General features: G+C 54.9%; 13 protein-coding genes and 1 pseudogene. 8 read left to right on the top strand and 6 right to left on the bottom strand.

Annotated features, from left to right (window positions below):
* Positions 1-61 precede the first annotated feature (61 nt).
* Positions 62-1522 carry an IMP dehydrogenase gene (guaB, locus tag FFS57_RS16285; RefSeq protein ID WP_137938871.1) on the top strand — a complete coding sequence of 487 codons (1461 nt, stop codon included), beginning with the start codon at positions 62-64 and terminating at the stop codon, positions 1520-1522.
* A 111-nt stretch (positions 1523-1633) separates the two neighbouring features.
* On the opposite strand, the gene FFS57_RS16290 is transcribed toward guaB, so the two are convergent.
* The 3 genes from FFS57_RS16290 to uvrA form a co-directional block, all read right to left on the bottom strand.
* Positions 1634-3400 (bottom strand): alkaline phosphatase family protein, encoded by a 1767-nt coding sequence (locus FFS57_RS16290; RefSeq protein ID WP_249384022.1) that lies wholly within the window; start codon positions 3398-3400, stop codon positions 1634-1636.
* Positions 3401-3697: 297 nt separating this feature from the next.
* Positions 3698-5386: a tetratricopeptide repeat-containing diguanylate cyclase gene (locus FFS57_RS16295; protein WP_137938872.1), complete on the bottom strand. Its 1689-nt coding sequence runs from the start codon at positions 5384-5386 to the stop codon at positions 3698-3700.
* Between the two features lie 135 nt (positions 5387-5521).
* Positions 5522-8350, bottom strand: coding sequence for an excinuclease ABC subunit UvrA (gene uvrA / locus FFS57_RS16300; protein WP_137938873.1), 2829 nt, complete (start codon positions 8348-8350; stop codon positions 5522-5524).
* 295 nt (positions 8351-8645) lie between these two features.
* On the opposite strand from uvrA, the gene FFS57_RS16305 reads away from it, so the two are divergent.
* From FFS57_RS16305 to FFS57_RS25840, 6 genes are all read left to right on the top strand, one after another.
* A complete protein-coding gene (locus FFS57_RS16305; protein ID WP_249384023.1) occupies positions 8646-9980 on the top strand; it encodes an MFS transporter in 1335 nt (444 codons plus the stop codon).
* Positions 9981-10490, top strand: coding sequence for a single-stranded DNA-binding protein (locus tag FFS57_RS16310; protein ID WP_137938875.1), 510 nt, complete (start codon positions 9981-9983; stop codon positions 10488-10490).
* 522 nt (positions 10491-11012) lie between these two features.
* On the top strand, positions 11013-11720 hold the full coding sequence (locus FFS57_RS16315; protein ID WP_137938876.1) for an ABC transporter ATP-binding protein: 708 nt from the start codon (positions 11013-11015) through the stop codon (positions 11718-11720).
* The gene (locus FFS57_RS16320) at positions 11717-14089 is read left to right on the top strand and encodes an ABC transporter permease (protein WP_137938877.1); all 2373 of its coding nucleotides are present in this window, start codon (positions 11717-11719) and stop codon (positions 14087-14089) included. The genes FFS57_RS16315 and FFS57_RS16320 overlap by 4 nt, the downstream gene beginning before the upstream one ends.
* Before the next feature lie 4 nt (positions 14090-14093).
* Positions 14094-15254: an efflux RND transporter periplasmic adaptor subunit gene (locus FFS57_RS16325; RefSeq protein ID WP_171014004.1), complete on the top strand. Its 1161-nt coding sequence runs from the start codon at positions 14094-14096 to the stop codon at positions 15252-15254.
* Between the two features lie 472 nt (positions 15255-15726).
* A complete protein-coding gene (locus FFS57_RS25840) occupies positions 15727-15945 on the top strand; it encodes a DUF6500 family protein (RefSeq protein WP_137938886.1) in 219 nt (72 codons plus the stop codon).
* On the opposite strand, the gene FFS57_RS25240 is transcribed toward FFS57_RS25840, so the two are convergent.
* Both FFS57_RS25240 and FFS57_RS16335 read right to left on the bottom strand, forming a co-directional pair.
* Positions 15894-16220 carry a hypothetical protein gene (locus FFS57_RS25240; RefSeq protein ID WP_171014005.1) on the bottom strand — a complete coding sequence of 109 codons (327 nt, stop codon included), beginning with the start codon at positions 16218-16220 and terminating at the stop codon, positions 15894-15896. The genes FFS57_RS25840 and FFS57_RS25240 overlap by 52 nt on opposite strands.
* Before the next feature lie 13 nt (positions 16221-16233).
* Positions 16234-17184: a LysR family transcriptional regulator gene (locus FFS57_RS16335; RefSeq protein WP_137938879.1), complete on the bottom strand. Its 951-nt coding sequence runs from the start codon at positions 17182-17184 to the stop codon at positions 16234-16236.
* Between the two features lie 113 nt (positions 17185-17297).
* Here FFS57_RS16335 and FFS57_RS16340 point away from each other — a divergent pair, with 113 nt between their 5' ends.
* On the top strand, positions 17298-18515 hold the full coding sequence (locus FFS57_RS16340) for a serine hydrolase domain-containing protein (protein ID WP_137938887.1): 1218 nt from the start codon (positions 17298-17300) through the stop codon (positions 18513-18515).
* A gap of 130 nt (positions 18516-18645) precedes the next feature.
* On the opposite strand, the pseudogene FFS57_RS16345 reads toward FFS57_RS16340, so the two are convergent.
* Positions 18646-19157 (bottom strand): annotated as a pseudogene (locus FFS57_RS16345) (alpha/beta fold hydrolase); the annotation flags it as partial.
* Positions 19158-19313: the final 156 nt, after the last annotated feature.

Genomic DNA, 19313 nt, shown 5'->3' on the forward strand with positions numbered 1-19313 from the left:
GAATGATTTTGCGATTCATACGCTATTTGCGTATAATGCCTCTTTGCCGCAAGGAGCCACCATGCGAGTGATTCAAAAAGCGCTCACGTTCGATGACGTTCTTCTGATCCCAGCCCATTCCATCGTCTTGCCTAAAGACGTCAGCCTCGCCACGAAACTGACCCGAGATATTACCCTCAACATGCCGTTGGTATCCGCCGCCATGGATACCGTCACTGAATCGCGCTTGGCCATTGCCATTGCACAAGAGGGTGGCTTGGGTATTGTTCACAAGAACATGCTGCCGCAAGCGCAGGCTCAGGAGGTTTCCAAGGTCAAACGCTTCGAATCCGGCGTGGTCAAGGACCCGATTACCATTCCCCCCACAATGACTGTGGCCGACGTACTTGCGCTGACCCGTCAGCACAAGATTTCCGGCCTGCCGGTGGTACAGAATGGCATCGTGGTCGGTATTGTGACCAACCGTGACGTACGTTTCGAATCGAATCTGGCTCAGCCCGTTTCTTCGATCATGACCCCGCGCGAGCGTTTGGTTGTGGTTCGTGAAGGTGCCGCCAACGAGGAAGCCCGTCAGTTGATGCACAAACATCGCCTAGAACGTGTACTGGTTGTGAATGAAGCCTTCGAACTTAAGGGTCTGATCACCGTCAAGGACATCATCAAGACGGTTGAGCACCCGAATGCCTGCAAGGATTCGCTGGGTCGTCTACGTGTAGGCGCTGCAGTTGGTACAGGCGCTGGCACCGAAGAGCGTGTGGAATTGCTGATCGAAGCGGGTGTGGATGTGATTGTGGTAGATACCGCACATGGTCACCACCAAGGTGTACTGGATCGTGTGAACTGGGTCAAGAAGAACTTCCCTCAGGTTCAAGTGATCGGTGGCAACATTGCCACTGCCGCTGCGGCCCGTGCGTTGGTTGACAATGGCGCAGATGCCGTCAAGGTTGGGATTGGCCCCGGCTCAATCTGCACCACCCGAATTGTGGCAGGGGTCGGCGTGCCACAGATCAGTGCCGTATCCAATGTAGCAGATGCACTGGCCGGAACAGGCGTTCCATTGATTGCTGACGGCGGTATCCGTTTTTCAGGTGACATTGCCAAAGCAATTGCAGCTGGCGCCCATGCTGTCATGCTGGGTGGTCTGTTTGCAGGCACCGAAGAATCGCCAGGCGAAACCGAGTTGTATCAAGGTCGTTCGTACAAGAGTTACCGTGGCATGGGTAGCCTGGGGGCAATGCAACAAGGCTCCAGCGATCGTTACTTTCAGGACAGTGCCAAGTCGAATGACAAGTTTGTGCCGGAAGGTATTGAAGGACGTGTCCCCTACAAAGGCCCGATCACTGCGGTCATTCATCAGTTGATGGGTGGTTTACGTTCGTCGATGGGTTATGTGGGCTGCGGCTCAATCGCCGAAATGCACCAACGCGCAGAGTTTGTCGAGATCACGTCGGCAGGTATGCGCGAATCGCACGTACATGACGTGCAGATCACCAAAGAAGCGCCAAATTATCACGTTGATTGAAATGCGATTGCCTGCTTAAATGCAGCCATCAAAAAGCCCGCATGCATTGCGGGCTTTTTGTTTACTGTTGACCACTCCATCCATCGGATATGGGGCTATCTGAATCCGTAATCACTGCAAGCCCAGCCCCGGCCAAGTCTGATTATCCACCATGCGCGGGTAGCCTGCTTCAACCTTATCACTGGGAATGTTGTAACGAATATAGCGGCGACCTGTCAGGAAGAAATAGCCACGACTGTCATCCCATTTCACCGCAGCGGTGATATCACGTGCATAGCGGCCCAGTCCCGGCCAATTGCTGTCATTGACAAATGCGGGATAACCATCATCTGCCGCATCTTTAGCCAAGTCATAACGAATATAGCGGCCGTCATTCAGAAAGAAATATACCCGGTTGCCTCGCCACCGCAATGCAGCCCGAATCTGGGTGGCATAAGCACCGATACCAGGCCAGGTCTGGTCATTGATCGATTTGGGATACCCTGTTTCAACCCGATCCAAGGTTTTGTTGTAACGAATGTAGCGCCCATCGTTCAAGAATAGGTAGGCAATGATCGTGTCCTTACTAAAGCCTGCCACAATTGAATCAGCATAAGCCGCCAAACCAGGCCAAGTCGAATCGTTCACTGCTTTGGGGTAGCCCGACTCCGCTCGGTCAAGTATCTGGTTGTAACGCACATACACACCCCCTTTCAAGAAGTAGTAAGAGCGCCCCACATCCCAATCCAACGTCGCCTGGACCTCACGCCGGCTTAAGCGAATGGATGTCACATTGCCGTTCAGTATGGCACTGTAATCCACTTCACCTTGTACCGGGATCGGATCCTTCCAACTCATTTGCCCAGCGGGCGCAACACCTGCAAACAGGCCATTACGCAACATGGTAACGGTACCCTCATCAGCAGCATACCAGCGCAGATCAACATCTGGATGACGTGCCGGCATCAGCTTGCGCACCCCTGTCTCACCCAACATCGGTACACCATCCAGCAACCATTCGGCCAGTAAAGGAATGCCTAGGTGCCGCAGAATGGTCGGTGCAATCGATGTCTGGGCTGGACGACCATAAATACCATCAAAGTCGCGATTCTCCAGGTTCGGTACAACCTCGTTGAACTCACGATTCAAGGGCTTGTTGCTGGCAATAAACGCGGTTTTTTCATGCTGGGTTTGTGCACCATGACCACAGCCTGCAGCATCACGCCCATGATCCGTAGTGACCATGACCAACCAGTCCTCTCCCTGAGCCTGCCGCATCGCCACCGCATCCAATATCTGGCCCAGTCGACGATCACTGTCTCGCAATGCCTGATCATAAACCGGACCAAAACAGGTACCATGACCCGCATGATCAGGTGCATCCAAATGAACAAAGGTGAAATCGGCAGCGGTAGTATTGATGATCTCGATCACTTTGTCCGCTGCAGCCTGATCGCTCAAACCAGACAAAGTCACATTATTGCCCGTGACATCATTGCGAAAGTAATGCTGATTGATGCTACCCCAATTGGTAATGCTGGCAATATGAGCCTGTGGACGAGCATCACGAATTCGCTTGAACAGACTTGGGAAATCTGGATTCGCCAATACGGGATCGTTGCTGTAAACATGGTGCTTGCTGGCCCATACTCCGGTCAAAATGGTCGACCAACCAGGTCCACTGACCGTTGCCTGCTGCAAACTACTGCCAGTGACCCCACCGGTATAACTTGGAACATGATACAGCCTGGCGAAATTGACCGGCGACACCGCCAGCAGCTTCTGATACTGCACACCATCAATACCAACCAGCAGCGCCTTAGAGCCCGCCTGCGCCAACATGGCCAAGATAGCAAACGAAATACCCAGCCCGATTCCAGCAATACGTCGACGATGCATTATGTCACCCCGCTTTGTTGTGATGTCTCAACGGAGCCCGAGTGTGAAATGAAGGAGTGAATATCGGGTTTTGCCGTAACCTGACCACCCCCATTGCCCAATACCCATCACACGGGCTACACGATGTAATGATTCAAGCAATTGCAATGGCCAGATCAATACACCGTTAATTTTTAGTGCATCGTTATGAAAAAATCAGGAAGGGAATACTGGAAAGCCGGAAACACCGATGTGGCGCGGAATTAGCACGCTGTGAAGGGAATCGTCACTGATGCAACTGCCATAGCAGTGATTACACTACGACAACTGAGTCGCAAGCTCCGCCACCACGCGATTGCGACCTTGGTGCTTAGCCTGATAAAGCAATTGATCCGCTGCGGCCAGTGCGTGTTGAAAGGCATTGCTGACAGGCCATTGCGTCAGGCCAATACTGAGCGTAACAGCCAAATCCGGGTGTAACTCATACCAGGGGTAAGCAGCGACACAATCACGAATCTGCTCGCAGATCGCCACACCGGTACTGAATGGCACATCGAACAGCAACAACGCAAATTCCTCACCACCAAACCGAACGGCAATGTGCTCATTGGCCACCTGGCGGCGTAATACCTGAGCAATCGCTTTCAATACATCGTCGCCCAGCGGATGACCAAACCGATCATTGATCTGCTTGAAATGGTCGACATCGGCAACTGCAATCAATACCAAGTGATCGCCACGACGGGTCAACGCACTTTCATCCGCCACGCGTAGTTCCAGATAACGTCGATTATGCAGACTGGTCAATGAGTCAGTAATGGCGAGTTGGCGAAACTCAGTTACCAGACGCGATTTTTCCTGATCTGCCTGTATCAACTCACGGCTGACCCGCGTCAGCTCCTCGTTAGCCGCGGCCAAATCGGCATGGGAACGAGCGAGCACCTCATTTTGTGCTCGCAGCAATTCCGCCTCTTTACGAGCAATGTCCAGCTCAAAACCAATACGCAAGACAGACAGCCTGCTATCGAATGACTCTTGCTCCAGTTCCCGGTACAACTCGTGGTAACGTTCAAACCAGTTGAAAGCCGATGCAAAATCACCGCGTACTTTGGACAAAGCCGCATAATGCCGATACAGAATCAGTTCCTGTCTCCTGGAGCGGGTTTCAATCGCTACTTCCAGTGCCCAACCCAACTCAGTGTTTGCCTCTTCATAGTGACCACAATCCATCAGTGCTTCCACCAACGAGACTCGTCCGCTAAGCGCACTGGCCAGATCACCACTTTCCTGCAGTGCCAGAATTGCATCACGTAAGGCAGCCAACCCATTGCCACGCAAGCCACGATGCTTGATGCGGAAACAGGCCAGATTCAGGCTTGCTACCGCATCGCGACCGGGTAATTGATGCTGGATTGCCACTTCACCGGAGCGGATGAATGCTGACTCCGCCGCATCCAACTCTCCCAATTGATCCAGGCAAATCCCCAAAGACGACAATGTGATGGAAAGATGGCGCCACCAATGGCGTTGCTCGCATTCGGCAATCAATTCCCGATAGTGCTTCAGTGCCTCGCTGGCTCGGCCAATGGCCAAGTAAGTAGAGGCCATACCGTGCAAGACCGACAGTTTTTCCTCGATCCAGGCCGGTGAGCCATCTAGGCACTGGTAAGCCTGGGCCAGCAACTCCACCGCTGTTTCATAATTGGCACTCTGCTCATGAGCCAGCCCCAATCCCCGCAAAGCCAACCCTTGCTCACGCAAGGCATTCACATAACGGGCCAAGCCCAGTGCATGATCGAAATCAGTCAAGGCTGCCTTCAACGAGCACATGGATAGCTGTGCCATGCCCCGCCAATAAAGGGCTTCGGCACAGGCCTGCAGATCATGGGCCTGCTCTGCCAGCGCGTGTACCTCACTCGCCAACTGACATGCCTGTGCCGGTTCTACGTTGTGCTGGAATTTAAGTTGCTGGAACAGCTCACGATAAGGGGTTGCTGACTTTGACATCGTTTACCTGACATCATGATTGAACAGAAAGGAACAGCAGACACCCACATTGTCTGACAATGCAATCCAGCCATCATACCATTCCTGTCTATTCACCCTGTTACACTCCTGGCTCCCAGACCGAATCCCATCGGCTCATGCGCCTGCCTGCAGCATGCGCTTCAAGTAATGACCGGTGTAACTACCCGGGCTGTCTGCAACCTGCTCAGGTGAGCCCGTTGCAATGATCTGCCCCCCCCCTTCGCCACCTTCCGGTCCCAGATCGATGATCCAATCCGCCGCCTTGATCACATCCAGATTATGTTCGATCACCACCACGGTGTTGCCGTGGCTGGCCAGTCGCTGCAATACCGTCAGCAGCAGATCGATATCATGGAAATGTAACCCGGTAGTCGGCTCATCCAGAATATACAAAGTACGGCCAGTATCGCGCTTGGACAGTTCCAGCGCCAATTTCACACGCTGAGCCTCGCCACCGGAAAGCGTCGTTGCCGACTGCCCAAGTCGGATGTAACCCAAACCCACATCCAGCAAGGTTTGCAGCTTGCGCGCCACCACCGGTACGGCAGAGAAGAACTCGTGGGCGTGCTCTACGGTCATTTCCAGCACTTCGTGAATGTTCCTGCCCTTATATTGCACTTCCAGTGTTTCACGGTTGTAACGCTTACCGTGGCACACATCGCACTGAACATAGATATCCGGCAGGAAGTGCATTTCCACCTTGATCACACCATCGCCCTGGCAAGCTTCACAGCGGCCACCTTTGACGTTGAAACTGAAGCGCCCAGGCCCGTAACCACGTTCACGCGCAGCCGGCACCCCTGCAAACAGCTCACGGATCGGCGTGAACAAGCCAGTATAGGTGGCAGGGTTAGAACGTGGCGTACGGCCAATTGGGCTTTGATCGACATTGATCACTTTGTCGAACAACTCCAGTCCCTCCATCGCGTCATGCGCTGCCGGTTCCAATGATGAACCATACAAATGACGTGCCACGGTGGCATACAAGGTATCGTTGATCAGCGTGGACTTGCCGGAGCCGGACACCCCAGTGATACAAGTCAGCAATCCGGCTGGAATCTCCAGATTCACACCCTTCAGGTTATTACCGGTCGCGTTCAGGACACGCAAATACCGCGCCGGATCCGGTTGGCGGCGTGTCTCCGGAATTTGGATGCGACGCTTGCCAGACAGGAACTGTCCGGTACTGGAAGCCTCATTGGCCATGATTTCTTCCGGCGTACCGACCGCGACGACCATACCACCATGCTCACCAGCACCAGGGCCCATATCGACCACATAATCCGCTGCACGGATCGCATCTTCATCATGCTCTACCACAATCACAGTATTGCTGAGATTTTTCAGATGCTGCAGCGTATCCAGCAAGCGATCGTTGTCACGTTGGTGCAGGCCAATCGAAGGCTCATCAAGCACATACATCACCCCCGTCAGGCCGGAGCCGATCTGGCTGGCCAGACGAATACGCTGCGCCTCGCCCCCCGACAACGTGTCGGCAGAACGATCCAGCGACAGGTAATCCAGTCCGACATTAACCAGAAACTGCAAACGATCGGCGATTTCCTTGACAATCTTTTCCGCTACCGAGGCTTTGGCGCCTTCAAACGTTGTGTCGGCAAAGAACTGACGCGAAGTCCGCAGCGCCATCTGGTTGACTTCATGCAGGCTCTTACCGCCTACCCGGACGTAGCGGGCCTCCTTACGCAGCCGCGAACCGGCACAGGATGGGCACGGCTGACCATTCTGATACTTGGCCAGCTCTTCTCGCACCGCCACGGAATCGGTCTCGCGGTAACGTCGTTCCAGATTGTTGATAATGCCTTCAAAGGTGTGCAGGCGCTCAAACTTGCTACCCCGCTCGTTCATGTAAATGAACGGGATTTCTTCCTTGCCGGAACCGTACAGCACGACTTTCTGGATACGTTCCGGCAGGTCTTCAAATGCAGTATCCGTATCAAACTCATAGTGCTTGGCCAAGCTTTCCAGCATCTGGAAGTAGAATTGGTTACGTTTGTCCCATCCCTTGACTGCGCCAGATGCCAGACTCAAGTGCGGGAATTCAACAACCCGCTTGGGATCGAAGAAACTGATATTGCCCAGGCCATCACATTTCGGGCAGGCGCCCATCGGGTTGTTGAACGAGAACAGACGGGGTTCCAGCTCTGGCAGGCTGTAGCTGCATACTGGGCAGGCAAATTTCGCAGAGAACCAGTATTCCTTGCTGGTATCCATCTCGACTGCAATGGCTCGGCCATCTGCATGGCGCAGCGCGGTTTCAAAGGATTCTGCCAGACGTTGCTTCATGTCCGGCCGTACCTTCAAGCGGTCGACCACAGCCTCGATCGTGTGCTTTTTGTTCTTGTCCAGCTTAGGTACGCTGTCTATTTCATACACCTCGCCATCCACACGCAGACGTACAAACCCTTGCGCACGCAGCTCATCGAACAGGTCCAGATTTTCACCCTTGCGTCCCATCACCAACGGTGACAGGATCATCAGCTTGGTGTCTTCCGGCAGGGCCAGCACATGGTCGACCATCTGGCTGACCGTTTGCGACTCAAGCGGTTGCTCATGGTCCGGACAATAAGGTGTACCCACCCGTGCAAACAACAGACGCAGGTAATCGTGAATTTCAGTGACGGTGCCCACGGTGGAACGTGGATTATGGCTGGTGGCCTTCTGCTCGATGGAAATCGCCGGCGACAAACCCTCGATCAGGTCGACATCGGGCTTTTCCATCAATTGCAGGAACTGCCGGGCATAGGCCGACAGCGATTCAACATAACGGCGCTGCCCTTCGGCATATAAGGTATCAAACGCGAGTGATGACTTACCGGAGCCCGAAAGCCCAGTAACCACGATCAGCTTCAATCGCGGCAAGTCCAGATTGATATTTTTCAGGTTGTGGGTGCGAGCACCCCGAATACGGATCAGATCGTTCATACAAGGCTGGGTCAACGGTTTGGGGCCTTGAAAACCACATCTTGCTGCAAGATGATCACGCTGACGTAAAATGTTGCTTGTACCATGACAGCCAATGACTGCGGCAGTATTTTCCGTTCACACTGAATCTTGCTTTGAAGCTGAAGTTTGCCGAGACACCCGGTTGGGCGGCGCCTGCATTAGAAGCGTGCAGGCCAATCTGCTAATATACCGGACTTCGTTTCCCCATTCCATTCAGTACTTTTCGCTTTTAATGAAATCCTCACCTTTATCCGCATTCGAATTACGCGCCAGCATGAGCCTTGCCGGAATCTACAGCTTGCGGATGTTCGGCATGTTTCTGATTCTGCCGATTTTCGCGTTGTACGCGCCACAGCTGCAAGGCGGCGACAACCATACACTGGTTGGCGTGGCATTGGGTGCCTACGGCCTGACACAAGCCATCCTGCAACTACCATTTGGGATGCTGTCAGACCGTATTGGCCGCAAGAGGGTGATCTACATTGGTTTGATGCTGATGGCCCTGGGCAGTCTGGTCTGCGCTTCCGCCACCGACATCTATACGATGATCATCGGACGCTCCATTCAGGGAGCTGGCGCCATCTCTGCCGCCATCACGGCATTGTTGGCCGATCTGACACGTGAAGAACACCGAACCCAGGCCATGGCCATGATCGGCATGAGTATCGGCCTGACCTTCGCAGCATCATTGGCAGCCGGCCCGACCATGTACCATTGGCTTGGCATGCCGGGTATTTTCATGTTGATTGGTGCGCTATCGATTGCGGCCCTGATCGGGGTCTGGAAGATCGTGCCACAGCCAACCTTGTCACGTTTCCATTCCGACGCGGAAGCCAGCCCGACCAAACTGCGCGATGTATTGCGCGACCCACAGTTGTTACGGCTCAACTATGGCATTTTTGCGTTGCACGCCGCACAAATGGCCATGTTCACCGTGATGCCATTGGTCTTGAAAAACACCGGCCATCTCAGTGCAGACCAGCATTGGCAGGTCTATTTGCCAATCATGGCCGGCGCATTCATTTTCATGGTACCCGCCATCATCTATGGTGAGAAGAAGGGTCGGCTCAAGCAGATATTTGTCGGTGCCATCGGATTGATGCTGTTGGCGCAATCCGGCATGGCACTGGCGTTGAACTCATTCTGGGAGATTGTCACGCTGCTGGCCCTGTACTTCCTCGCCTTCAATGTACTGGAAGCCACCCTGCCCTCGCTGATCTCAAAAATTGCCCCGGCTGCAGCAAAAGGCACCGCCATCGGCGTGTATAATGCAACCCAATCCTTCGGCACTTTTCTCGGTGGCGCATTGGGTGGCTGGCTATACACACACTACGGTACCCCGGCGGTATTTGGCGTCTGCAGCCTGATGATGCTGGGCTGGCTGTTGATTGCCAGCTCGATGACCCCACCACTGCCCGTCAAGACGCAGATGTTCCACATCGGCGACGACTGGCAAGGCGATGTGCGCGACTTGTCGCGCCGCCTGGGCAACCTGCGCGGTGTAAAAGAAGCTGTCGTGATTGCCGAAGAACGCGTGGCCTATCTGAAAGTCCTGCAGCAGGACTGGGATGAAGCCGGCGTAATGAAACTGATTCAGGAGACGAATTGAATGGCCTCTCTCAACAAAGTGATGCTGATTGGCAACCTGGGCCGCGACCCGGAAGTCCGCTATATGCCCAATGGCGATGCTGTCGCCAACCTCGCGATCGCCACGACCGATAACTGGAAAGACAAGAGCGGCGAAAAGCAGGAACGGACCGAATGGCACCGCGTCGTCATGTACGGCCGCCAGGCTGAAATTGCTGGCGAATACCTGAAAAAAGGCCGCCCAGTTTATATCGAAGGCCGCCTGCAAACGCGTAAATGGCAAGATCAGCAAGGTAACGAACGCTACACTACCGAAATCATCGCCGACCGTATGCAGATGCTGGGTGGTCGTGAGGGTGGTAGCAGCGGAGGCAGCTTCGATGACGGTGGCTATGGCGAACCAATGGGTGGCAGCATGCCATCCAGTAACAGCGCCCCACGCCAGACAGCCCCTCGTCAAGCCCCGCCCAAGCCGGCAGCCGCGCAAAAACCAGCCAGTTTTGACGATTTCGAAGACGATATTCCGTTCTAAGAACCTGTTCCAAATCTGTGAGAACGGCCACCAGTAGGGTGGAGCGCAGCACAAAAACCGGCGTGTAAGTGTGATACATGAGGATGTTGAGCAGTGCATGAGCCCCGATTGTGGTCGCGCAAGAAGACATTGAACTGGTTCCAAGCGTCATTCATTCGTGCAGTCAGCAAAGCCCGCGCTACAGCGGGCTTTGTTTTTTCTTTCGCCATCATCTACAAACTCAATGGCCTGGGAGATTGTGCTGCGACTGAACATTGATTTGCAAACCTGTCCAACATCGTGTTGCTGTGTCAGGTTCTGTTGACAAGGTTTCATGGTCCGCGCCGAACCGTTTAAAGTCTTGTCCATGTTTCGGCAGTATGTATCAGGCAATGCAGGGTAACGGTGAAGTGGCTCACCGCGTCATCAGGACGTTGATCTGCTGTCCCAAGCGATCTTGCTGGCCCCACATCGGTCACTGGCCTTGATCTTCGGGAACGACATATCTCAATGCGATCATTTTCAACAACACAGTTGGTGAACATGGGCACATCGTTGTTTCATATCCACACGCTGACCAAAACCTATGGTGAAGGACCTGGGGCAGTGCATGCATTGCGTGGGATCGATTTGACACTTTATGAAGGTGAAGTGGTGGTATTGCTGGGGCCATCCGGGTCTGGCAAATCCACACTGCTCAACATCATTGGTGGCTTGGACCAAGCCAGTAGTGGCAGCGTATGGTTTCGAGATATCGATCTATCAAAACTGGATGCTACAGCCCTGACAGCGTATCGACGACAGCATGTCGGCTTTGTATTTCAGTTCTACAACTTGATCCCCAGCCTGACTGCACATGAAAACGTCGAACTAGTAACCGATATCGCACCCAACCCGCTTCCTGCTGACGAAGCCTTGACCCTGGTTGGCCTGGGACAACGCGGTGACCACTTTCCGGCGCAATTATCTGGTGGCGAACAGCAGCGTGTGGCGATTGCCCGGGCGCTGGCAAAACGGCCGGGTGTATTGTTGTGTGATGAGCCAACAGGTGCACTGGATTTGAAAACCGGGGTACTGACTTTGGAAGCCCTACTAGATGCCAATCGACACTTCGGCACGACGATGTTGATTGTGACCCACAACGCGGACATTGCACGGGTGGCGGATCGGGTCATCGATTTTGCGGATGGCCAAATTCGATCGATTCATGACAATGCCACCAAAGTACCGCCTTCGGAGTTGCACTGGTGACACGACGGTCACCACTGACCCGCAAACTGGGGCGCGATCTGATGGCGTTGCGGTCACAGGCTTTGGCAGTCGCCTTAGTACTGGCTTGCGGTATCGGTATTCTGGTCATGGGGCTTGGGATGCGCACCTCGCTGCAGGGTGCACGCGATCAGTATTATCAGCGACAGGCAATGGCAGATCTACAGGTACAGGCCGTTCGTGCACCTAAGCGCCTACATGAGTCACTATCCCGATTGCCCGGTGTTCAGGCAATCGAATTGCGGGTCGTGGCCACGGCGATATTGGAGTTACCCACCATGGTGGAGCCTGCCGCCAGTCGCTTGATTTCACTCCCCACGCTGAATCAGGCAAATGTCAATCGCCCTTTGCTGGTGGCTGGGCGCTGGCCAGATGCCAATCGGCATGACGAGGTGTTGTTGAACGAGGCCTTTGCAGAAGCCAATCAATTGCACGCAGGTGATGTATTGCCGGCCACCGTTCGGGGACGGCGGGAAACATTACGTATCGTCGGCATTGCCAATTCGCCCGAATTCGTCTTCATCAGCGCACCTGGCGAGTTGTTCCCACAACCTGGACGGTATGCCGTGCTGTGGATGCCCGAAACAGCACTGGCCAAGGCTGCGGGTATGGAAGGCGCATTCAACGATGCGGTATTTCGACTGGGCCACCCGGTGGACCAAGCTGGCTTACGTCAGGCAATTGACACCCTGATGAAGCCCTATGGCGGGCGAGGTACCTTTGGGCAGGATCGCATGGTATCAGCACGCTTTTTGAACGACGAGCTAGCACAACTTTCGGCCATGGTCGCAACGTTGACCCCGATCTTTCTGGTGGTGGGTGCATTTCTATTGAATGTCACACTGACCCGGTTGGTCACGGCCGAGCGGGCCAATATCGGCCTGCTGAAAGCTTTTGGTTATTCCGATGCGGCCATCGGCTGGCATTACAGCCAGACAGCACTGATACTGGCGGCCATGGGCATCATCTTCGGACTGGGGCTCGGACATCTGTTCGGGGAATGGATGGGAAGTATCTATCGGTCTTTCTACCGTTTACCAAGCCTGCCATTTCATGCTTCACCTGAACTATGGGTATTGGCTGCGTTGGTGGGTGTGTTGGCCGCGCTGACGGGTGCGCTTAGTGCCGTCAGGCAAGCCACACGCCTTCCTCCTGCTACGGCCCTGGCACCACCTGCTCCACCCAGCTTTCATCGCAGTGGAGGCTGGCTTAGCATGTTGGTCCGTCGATTGGACCCACTGACACGCATCATTCTTCGACGACTCTGGGGTTATCCGCGCCGCTCACTGTCAACACTGATTGGCGTGGCGTTGGCATTATCCGTGCTGGTGGTATCACAGCATTTCCCAGCCGCCACCAACAAGCTGCTGGACGTCACCTTTCGCCTTGCCAAACAGCATCATGCCACCCTGACTTTGATTGAGGCCAACGGTCCTGCCGCATTACACGCCATCGCCAGGCTACCCGGCGTATCAGCAGTCGAACCGTTTCGTGCAATGGAGGTACGTTACTATCATCAGGGCAAAACGGCTCGGGAAGCCCTGATCGGTTTACCCGCCGACCCAAGACTGGAACGCCTGCTTGATAATGGCGAACACCCTTTGTCGTTACGTGAAGATGGCATTGTGCTATCCCGAAATCTGGCCAAGCAGCTTGCCGTCAAACCAGGAGACCGGATCAAGATTGAAGCCACCGATGGCTTGCGCCGGCGCACTCAGGTGACTGTAATCCAAGTGGCAGACCTGTGGGTGGGTGCCACCGGCTATATGGCATTGTCAGCATTGGGGCAGGCATTGGGTGAACCGCACCGGATCAACGGTGCCTACCTTCGTTATGATTCGCGTCAACATGCCGCACTGAATCGAGCTGTACGCAACAGCCCGGCCATTGCCAGCATCAGCTTTACATCACAAGCCGAGGCCTCAATGCGACAGACCTTTTCTCAGGGGGCCGGATTCATGGCTACTCTGTTTCTGACCTTCGCCGGGCTCATGTCTGCCGGGATTGCCTATGCCACCGCCCAGGTCACTTTTGCAGAACAGCAACGCGATCTGGCCACATTGCAAGTATTGGGGTTCAGTCAACGTGAAGCATCCTATGTATTGCTGGGTGAGCTGGCACTGCTCAGTACACTGGCCGTGCCGTTCGGGCTGTGGCTGGGCTATGGCTTTGCATGGTGGCTGATGCGTTCACTCAGCAATGAGCTGTTCACAATCCCCATGGTGGTGGACCCAGCCGCCTATGTCGAATCTGCGGCCTTCGTGCTTATCATCATCTTGTTATCCGCGCTATGGGTACGGCGCCGGGTGGACCGGCTGGATCTGGTCGCCAGCCTCAAATACAGGGAGTAGCAACATGACCTGGAACGCGCGGCAGCGCAGCCTGATTGTGTGGATCACCATCCTGGTGGCTTTGCTGGTTGCAGCAATCTGGGCACTTTGGCCTGCACCACGACAGATTCAGTCAGTGGTCGTCACCCAAGGACCAATGCAGATCGAACGGGTCGATCAGGGTATCACGCGGGTACGCGACCTCTATGTCGTCAGCACCCCAGTCAGTGGTCGGTTGGATCGCATCCAGATCGAACCCGGCGACAAAGTACAAGCCGGTCAGATCCTGGCTCGCCTGCGTGCCAGCCCTGCCACCCCGCTGGATGAGCGACGGGCAGCCGAAGCCACCGCAGCAGCCCTGGCCGCCCGTTCACGACTGATGGAAGCGGAGACTCGTGCTCGACTGGCCAAAGAAGAGCTACAACGTGCCCAGGGCCTGATTGCTCAACACATGATTGCCGACAACGCGTTCTCCAGTGCACGTACCGCCAGCCTGGAAGCCCAAGCCCGCGTTGCCACCGCCCGTGCCGAGTGGCAGCAGGCCCAGGCGGCAGCCAGTTGGCAGCTCCAACCCGGCAGCGGTGTGCTTGCAGTACAGGCGCCAAGTGACGGTGTGGTGTTGAAACGACAGATTCAAAGCGAAACAGTTGTCGGGCCTGGCACCCCGCTGTTGGAAATCGGTAACTTGCAACAATTGGAAGTCATGGCGGAATTCCTGTCCGAAGAAGCTGTCCGCATGCAACCCGGTGCCCCCGCATTCATCGAAGCCTGGGGTGGCGCACCGGTCACTGCACATGTGCTACGCATCGAGCCCGCGGCAGAACGCAAAATTTCCGCGCTAGGTGTCGAAGAACAACGAGTGAAGGTCATTCTCAATCTGAACCAAGTACCTGCCGGCCTGGGCCATGGCTACCGGGTGGACGCACGAGTGGTCATCGCCAGCAAGGACAAGGTGTTGCGATTGCCAGTGGAAGCCCTGATACGGGATGGTAATGGCTGGGCTGTATGGCGTATCCGTAACGATCGGATTGAACGGGTGGCCGTGAAAGTCGGAGAAACCGATGGACGCGTCATGGAAATCATTGATGGCCTGTCGCTTGGTGATCACGTTGTCCACTATCCGGCCCCGGATTTAAAGGCCGGGGAACCTGTCAAATACGTCAATGTGCCGTCAGCCGGCACTTAGGTGTTTGATCCCACATTTTGATGGTGCAAACTTCATCGATGACTGGAAGGAAGCGCTATGGGACAAATTCTTCACGGCAGCGCCACAACGACAGCGGCAGTTCGCCGAGCAATAAGACATTAAACAGGCGCTTAAAGCGCTTCCTACAGGTATCCCGATCACTGACAAACCGATGAACCCGGGTCGATCACGTTATATTCCTATTTTGATTTCATTCAAAACAGTTGCACTGCATGCGCATACCTTTCTTGCGTTCGATTTGATCAGAAAACAGGGTTGAACTATAGGCCTGATGCAAGGCATGATTCTGCGTCAGCAAGTGGTTTGAGCGGGTTGACCAACCACACCGGTCAGCCAAGCTCCCACCTAGCAACAAAGCTGTCTGTCGAGCCCCTTTGCTACAAGGGCGCTGGCTTCCAGCTACAGCGAATGCTGCGTATTCCAAACATCCGGTAAATAGTGGGGATAAATGGTGAGAATCGAATTGAGAAGCAAGATTGTTGATGTTTGCAACAAGAAGATCGAGGCAAAGGGAGCCGCGGTGGGACTATCTTTTTATGCTTTCTTCGCAAACAAGAATGATGATCCGGTGATGTTGATGGAAGCTGCAACATGGTGGATCCAAACACATCAGTTAGATCACTTCGAGAAGGCAACCAAGATTAAAAGGATGGTAGAAAATGGACTTTGAATTCTCATTAGGATGGGTATAGGTAAGTTTTCCAGAACTACGATGGCTAGCCCCGCATCAGGATTCTCAACAACAGATCCACCGTTCAAAGAGGTTAGGCTCGGATACCGGGCCGGTAAACCATGTAATTCTGCAGCAATCAACTTCAGGTTGCTGACGGTAAAATTTACTGCCCACAGGCACGCATTCGACATCAATGTAAAATCATGCTTGCGCTGCTGACGGTCGCCACACAGCACGAGCAGGCGGCACCAGATCTCAATTGTCTTGTCCATTAGTCCCGCGACATCAAGCACGCCACGCGGCCGGCACACTGGTGACATCTATTTGCAGATCGGGTTGTTCGGCCAAACCGGCCAACAACGCATCCAATACAACCCGCACCCGCTTGCTCAACTGCCGGCGGCTTGAATAACACAGCGCTATCTGGCGCTCGCCATGGTCGTACAGATCATGCAGCACCAGCTTCAGCCGACCAGAACGCAGCAATGGCGCGGCATACAATAAACCCGTCTGGCAGATGCCCTCACCTGCCGCCGCCAACTCCAGAAATGCTTCCGGATCAGAAGCCCAGATACGAGCGGGCGGCTCCCACTCGACAGTACCACTGCCATCTGCCGACTGAAACCGCCAGGGAGCAATATTGCCAGATGCGAAACGCAGCCCCAGCAGGCAATGGTCACGCAGCAGATCATCAGGCGACGTCGGTACATCATAACGGCGTAAGTATGATGGAGAGGCCACCAGCACACTGCTGAGTGGCCCGATACGTCGCATCACCAACCTGGAATCACTGATCAGACCGCCACGCACTGCGATGTCGTAACCTTCGGCCACCAAATCCACCGTGCGATTTTCCAGGCTGAGTTCGACATCCAGTTTGGGATAACACTGTGCCAGCTTGGGCAACAATGGCAACACGAAATGCTGCCCAAACGCGATGCCTGATGTAATCCGTACCCGGCCAACCGGTTCGGTCGCCGATCGGCTGACATTACTCACCGCCACATCCAGGCTACGCAATGCCGCGCTGGCCTCCCCCAAAAATGCCTCGCCCTCGGCAGTCAGTCGCAACCGCCGGGTTGAGCGGTTGAACAGACGTACACCCAGCTCCTGCTCCAACCGCAGCACATTCTTCCCGACTGCAGCTGGTGTGATGTCCAGCTTAACCGATGCCGCAGTGAAACTACCCGTTTCAGCCGTTTCAACAAACGACACCAACCCTTGCAAATTACGCATGCCATTCCAAACTTAAAGTATCAAGTCTTAAGAAATTATATGTATTTTTTATTGAATTGATTCGCCATATGATGAGCAACATCAAGACCGATCAATCCAACCGAGAATATTTCATGAACATCTCCACACTGACATTGGCTTCTACCCTGGCTCTGACTGTTTCAGCCCACACAATGGCCACCGAACAGTCACCTCTCGCCACCCGACTTGACGCGGCCATCGACCGCGCCCTGGCTGACCAACGCATCGTTGGGGCCGTCATCCTGGTCGCCCAAGACGGCAAACTGATCTATCAACGTGCCGCAGGGATGGCCGACCGTGAGGCTGCCACCCCAATGCGCGAAGATGCCATCTTCCGGCTTGCCTCCGTCACCAAACCGATTGTGACAACCGCCGCACTGCGCTTGGTCGAACAAGGTCGCTTGAAATTGAACGACCCGGTGACGCGCTGGTTGCCAAACTTCCGCCCGCACACCGCGGATGGTGCTACACCCAAGATCACCATCCACCAATTGCTTACCCACACCGCGGGCTTGACCTATGACTTCATGGAGCCAGCCGGCAACCCCTACCAGCGCCTGGGTGTCTCTACTGGCCTGGATCAGCCTGGCGTCAGTCTGAATGAAAACCTCCGCCGGATTGCCGCCGCACCGTTGTCATATCAGCCGGGCAGCCAATGGCGTTATTCGATGTCGATCGATGTGTTGGGCGCCGTCGTAGCCCGTGCCAGTGGCCAGTCACTACCCAAAGCTGTACATCAGTTGGTGACTTCACCCCTTGGCATGCGCGATACCGTGTTCACCGTCACCGACAAGCAGCGACTGACCACACCCTACGGCGATGGCCAACCGGTGCCACAGCGCATGGCGGTAGAACAGACCGTCAAGTTCCATGGTGCACCCATCACCTTTGTACCAGGCCGCTTGTTTGACCCACGAGCCTATCCATCTGGCGGCGCAGGCATGACCGGCACCGCGGCCGATGTACTAAAACTGCTGGAGACCTTGCGTAACGAAGGTGGATCGCTGTTGAAGCCGAATACCATCAAGCAGATGTTCCAAGCCCACGTCGGCCCCCAGGCCCAAACCCAAGGGCCGGGCTGGGGGTTTGGCTATGGCGGGGCTATATTGGTTGACCCGGTTGCTGCCACCAGCCCTCAATCCGCAGGCACCATGCAATGGGGAGGTGCTTACGGCCACAACTGGTTTATCGACCCTGCCCAACGCCTGACGGTCGTGGCACTGACCAATACCACCTTTGAAGGCATGGCCGGCCGCTTCACAACGGATATCCGCGACGCGATCTATGACACACAACCCACATCACACTGAACACTGATTTAGGTGGCACACGCTAGTAAAGTGCCGCAGGTTGCTGCTATACCAATGTTCGCGACGGCCACCCAGTGCGGAGTGGCCGCTCACTTAGGCCATCCCGCCAGCATTCATACCCTGCCTGTACTCAGAGTACTGGCAAGAACGCCAGCACAGTGGCCAGAAACGCTTCCGGATACTCAATATTCGATAGGTGCACCGCTGGCAGCACCAGCCGCTTTGACCCAGGAATGGCACCGGCAATCCGCTCGCTATGGCTGGCTGCCGTCACCGTATCGTCCCGGCCTGCAATCATCAGTGTTAAACGATTGATCTTCCCAAGCTCGTCACGCAGATCAGTATCACGCACCGCTGCCCATGAACCAGCCAAGCCATGTCGACAGGTTGCCAGTAATACGCTGCGGAAAGCTTCGACGACAGGATCAGGGATTACCAACATGTGTGATGGAAACCAGTTGTGCAGGAAGGTGTCAGCCGTGCTCGTCATGTCTCCGCCTGCAGAACTGCGGCAATCGGCACATCCCATTGCTCGGCGGAGCCAAGGTAGGCCGAGGTATTGCTCAGGATCAGATGGTCGATTCGTTCGGCAGCATGAACGGCCAGCCATTGGCCGACGATTCCCCCGAGCGACAAGCCGAGAATTGGCTGTGGGACTACATTCGGGAACAGGTACCGCGATTAGATGACATAGTGGGGTGCATATCGGTAAGCCAGTCCGCCTGACCTCAACCGACAATTGATCACAATACTGTTTATCCATGTATTTCCCATCCGGCCCCGGTTACAAGCAACACC

This window comes from Chitinivorax sp. B, assembly GCF_005503445.1.
Lineage (GTDB): Bacteria > Pseudomonadota > Gammaproteobacteria > Burkholderiales > SCOH01 > Chitinivorax.

What these genes read in the sequence shown, in the direction of transcription:
- FFS57_RS16325 (WP_171014004.1), top strand. Translation starts at nt 14,094, where the DNA reads ATGACCTGGAACGCGCGGCAGCGCAGCCTGATTGTGTGGATCACCATC.
- uvrA (WP_137938873.1), bottom strand. Translation starts at nt 8,350, where the DNA reads ATGAACGATCTGATCCGTATTCGGGGTGCTCGCACCCACAACCTGAAA.
- FFS57_RS16335 (WP_137938879.1), bottom strand. Translation starts at nt 17,184, where the DNA reads ATGCGTAATTTGCAAGGGTTGGTGTCGTTTGTTGAAACGGCTGAAACG.
- FFS57_RS25240 (WP_171014005.1), bottom strand. Translation starts at nt 16,220, where the DNA reads ATGGACAAGACAATTGAGATCTGGTGCCGCCTGCTCGTGCTGTGTGGC.
- FFS57_RS16310 (WP_137938875.1), top strand. Translation starts at nt 9,981, where the DNA reads ATGGCCTCTCTCAACAAAGTGATGCTGATTGGCAACCTGGGCCGCGAC.
- guaB (WP_137938871.1), top strand. Translation starts at nt 62, where the DNA reads ATGCGAGTGATTCAAAAAGCGCTCACGTTCGATGACGTTCTTCTGATC.
- FFS57_RS16340 (WP_137938887.1), top strand. Translation starts at nt 17,298, where the DNA reads ATGAACATCTCCACACTGACATTGGCTTCTACCCTGGCTCTGACTGTT.
- FFS57_RS16305 (WP_249384023.1), top strand. Translation starts at nt 8,646, where the DNA reads ATGAGCCTTGCCGGAATCTACAGCTTGCGGATGTTCGGCATGTTTCTG.
- FFS57_RS16315 (WP_137938876.1), top strand. Translation starts at nt 11,013, where the DNA reads ATGGGCACATCGTTGTTTCATATCCACACGCTGACCAAAACCTATGGT.
- FFS57_RS16295 (WP_137938872.1), bottom strand. Translation starts at nt 5,386, where the DNA reads ATGTCAAAGTCAGCAACCCCTTATCGTGAGCTGTTCCAGCAACTTAAA.
- FFS57_RS16290 (WP_249384022.1), bottom strand. Translation starts at nt 3,400, where the DNA reads ATGCATCGTCGACGTATTGCTGGAATCGGGCTGGGTATTTCGTTTGCT.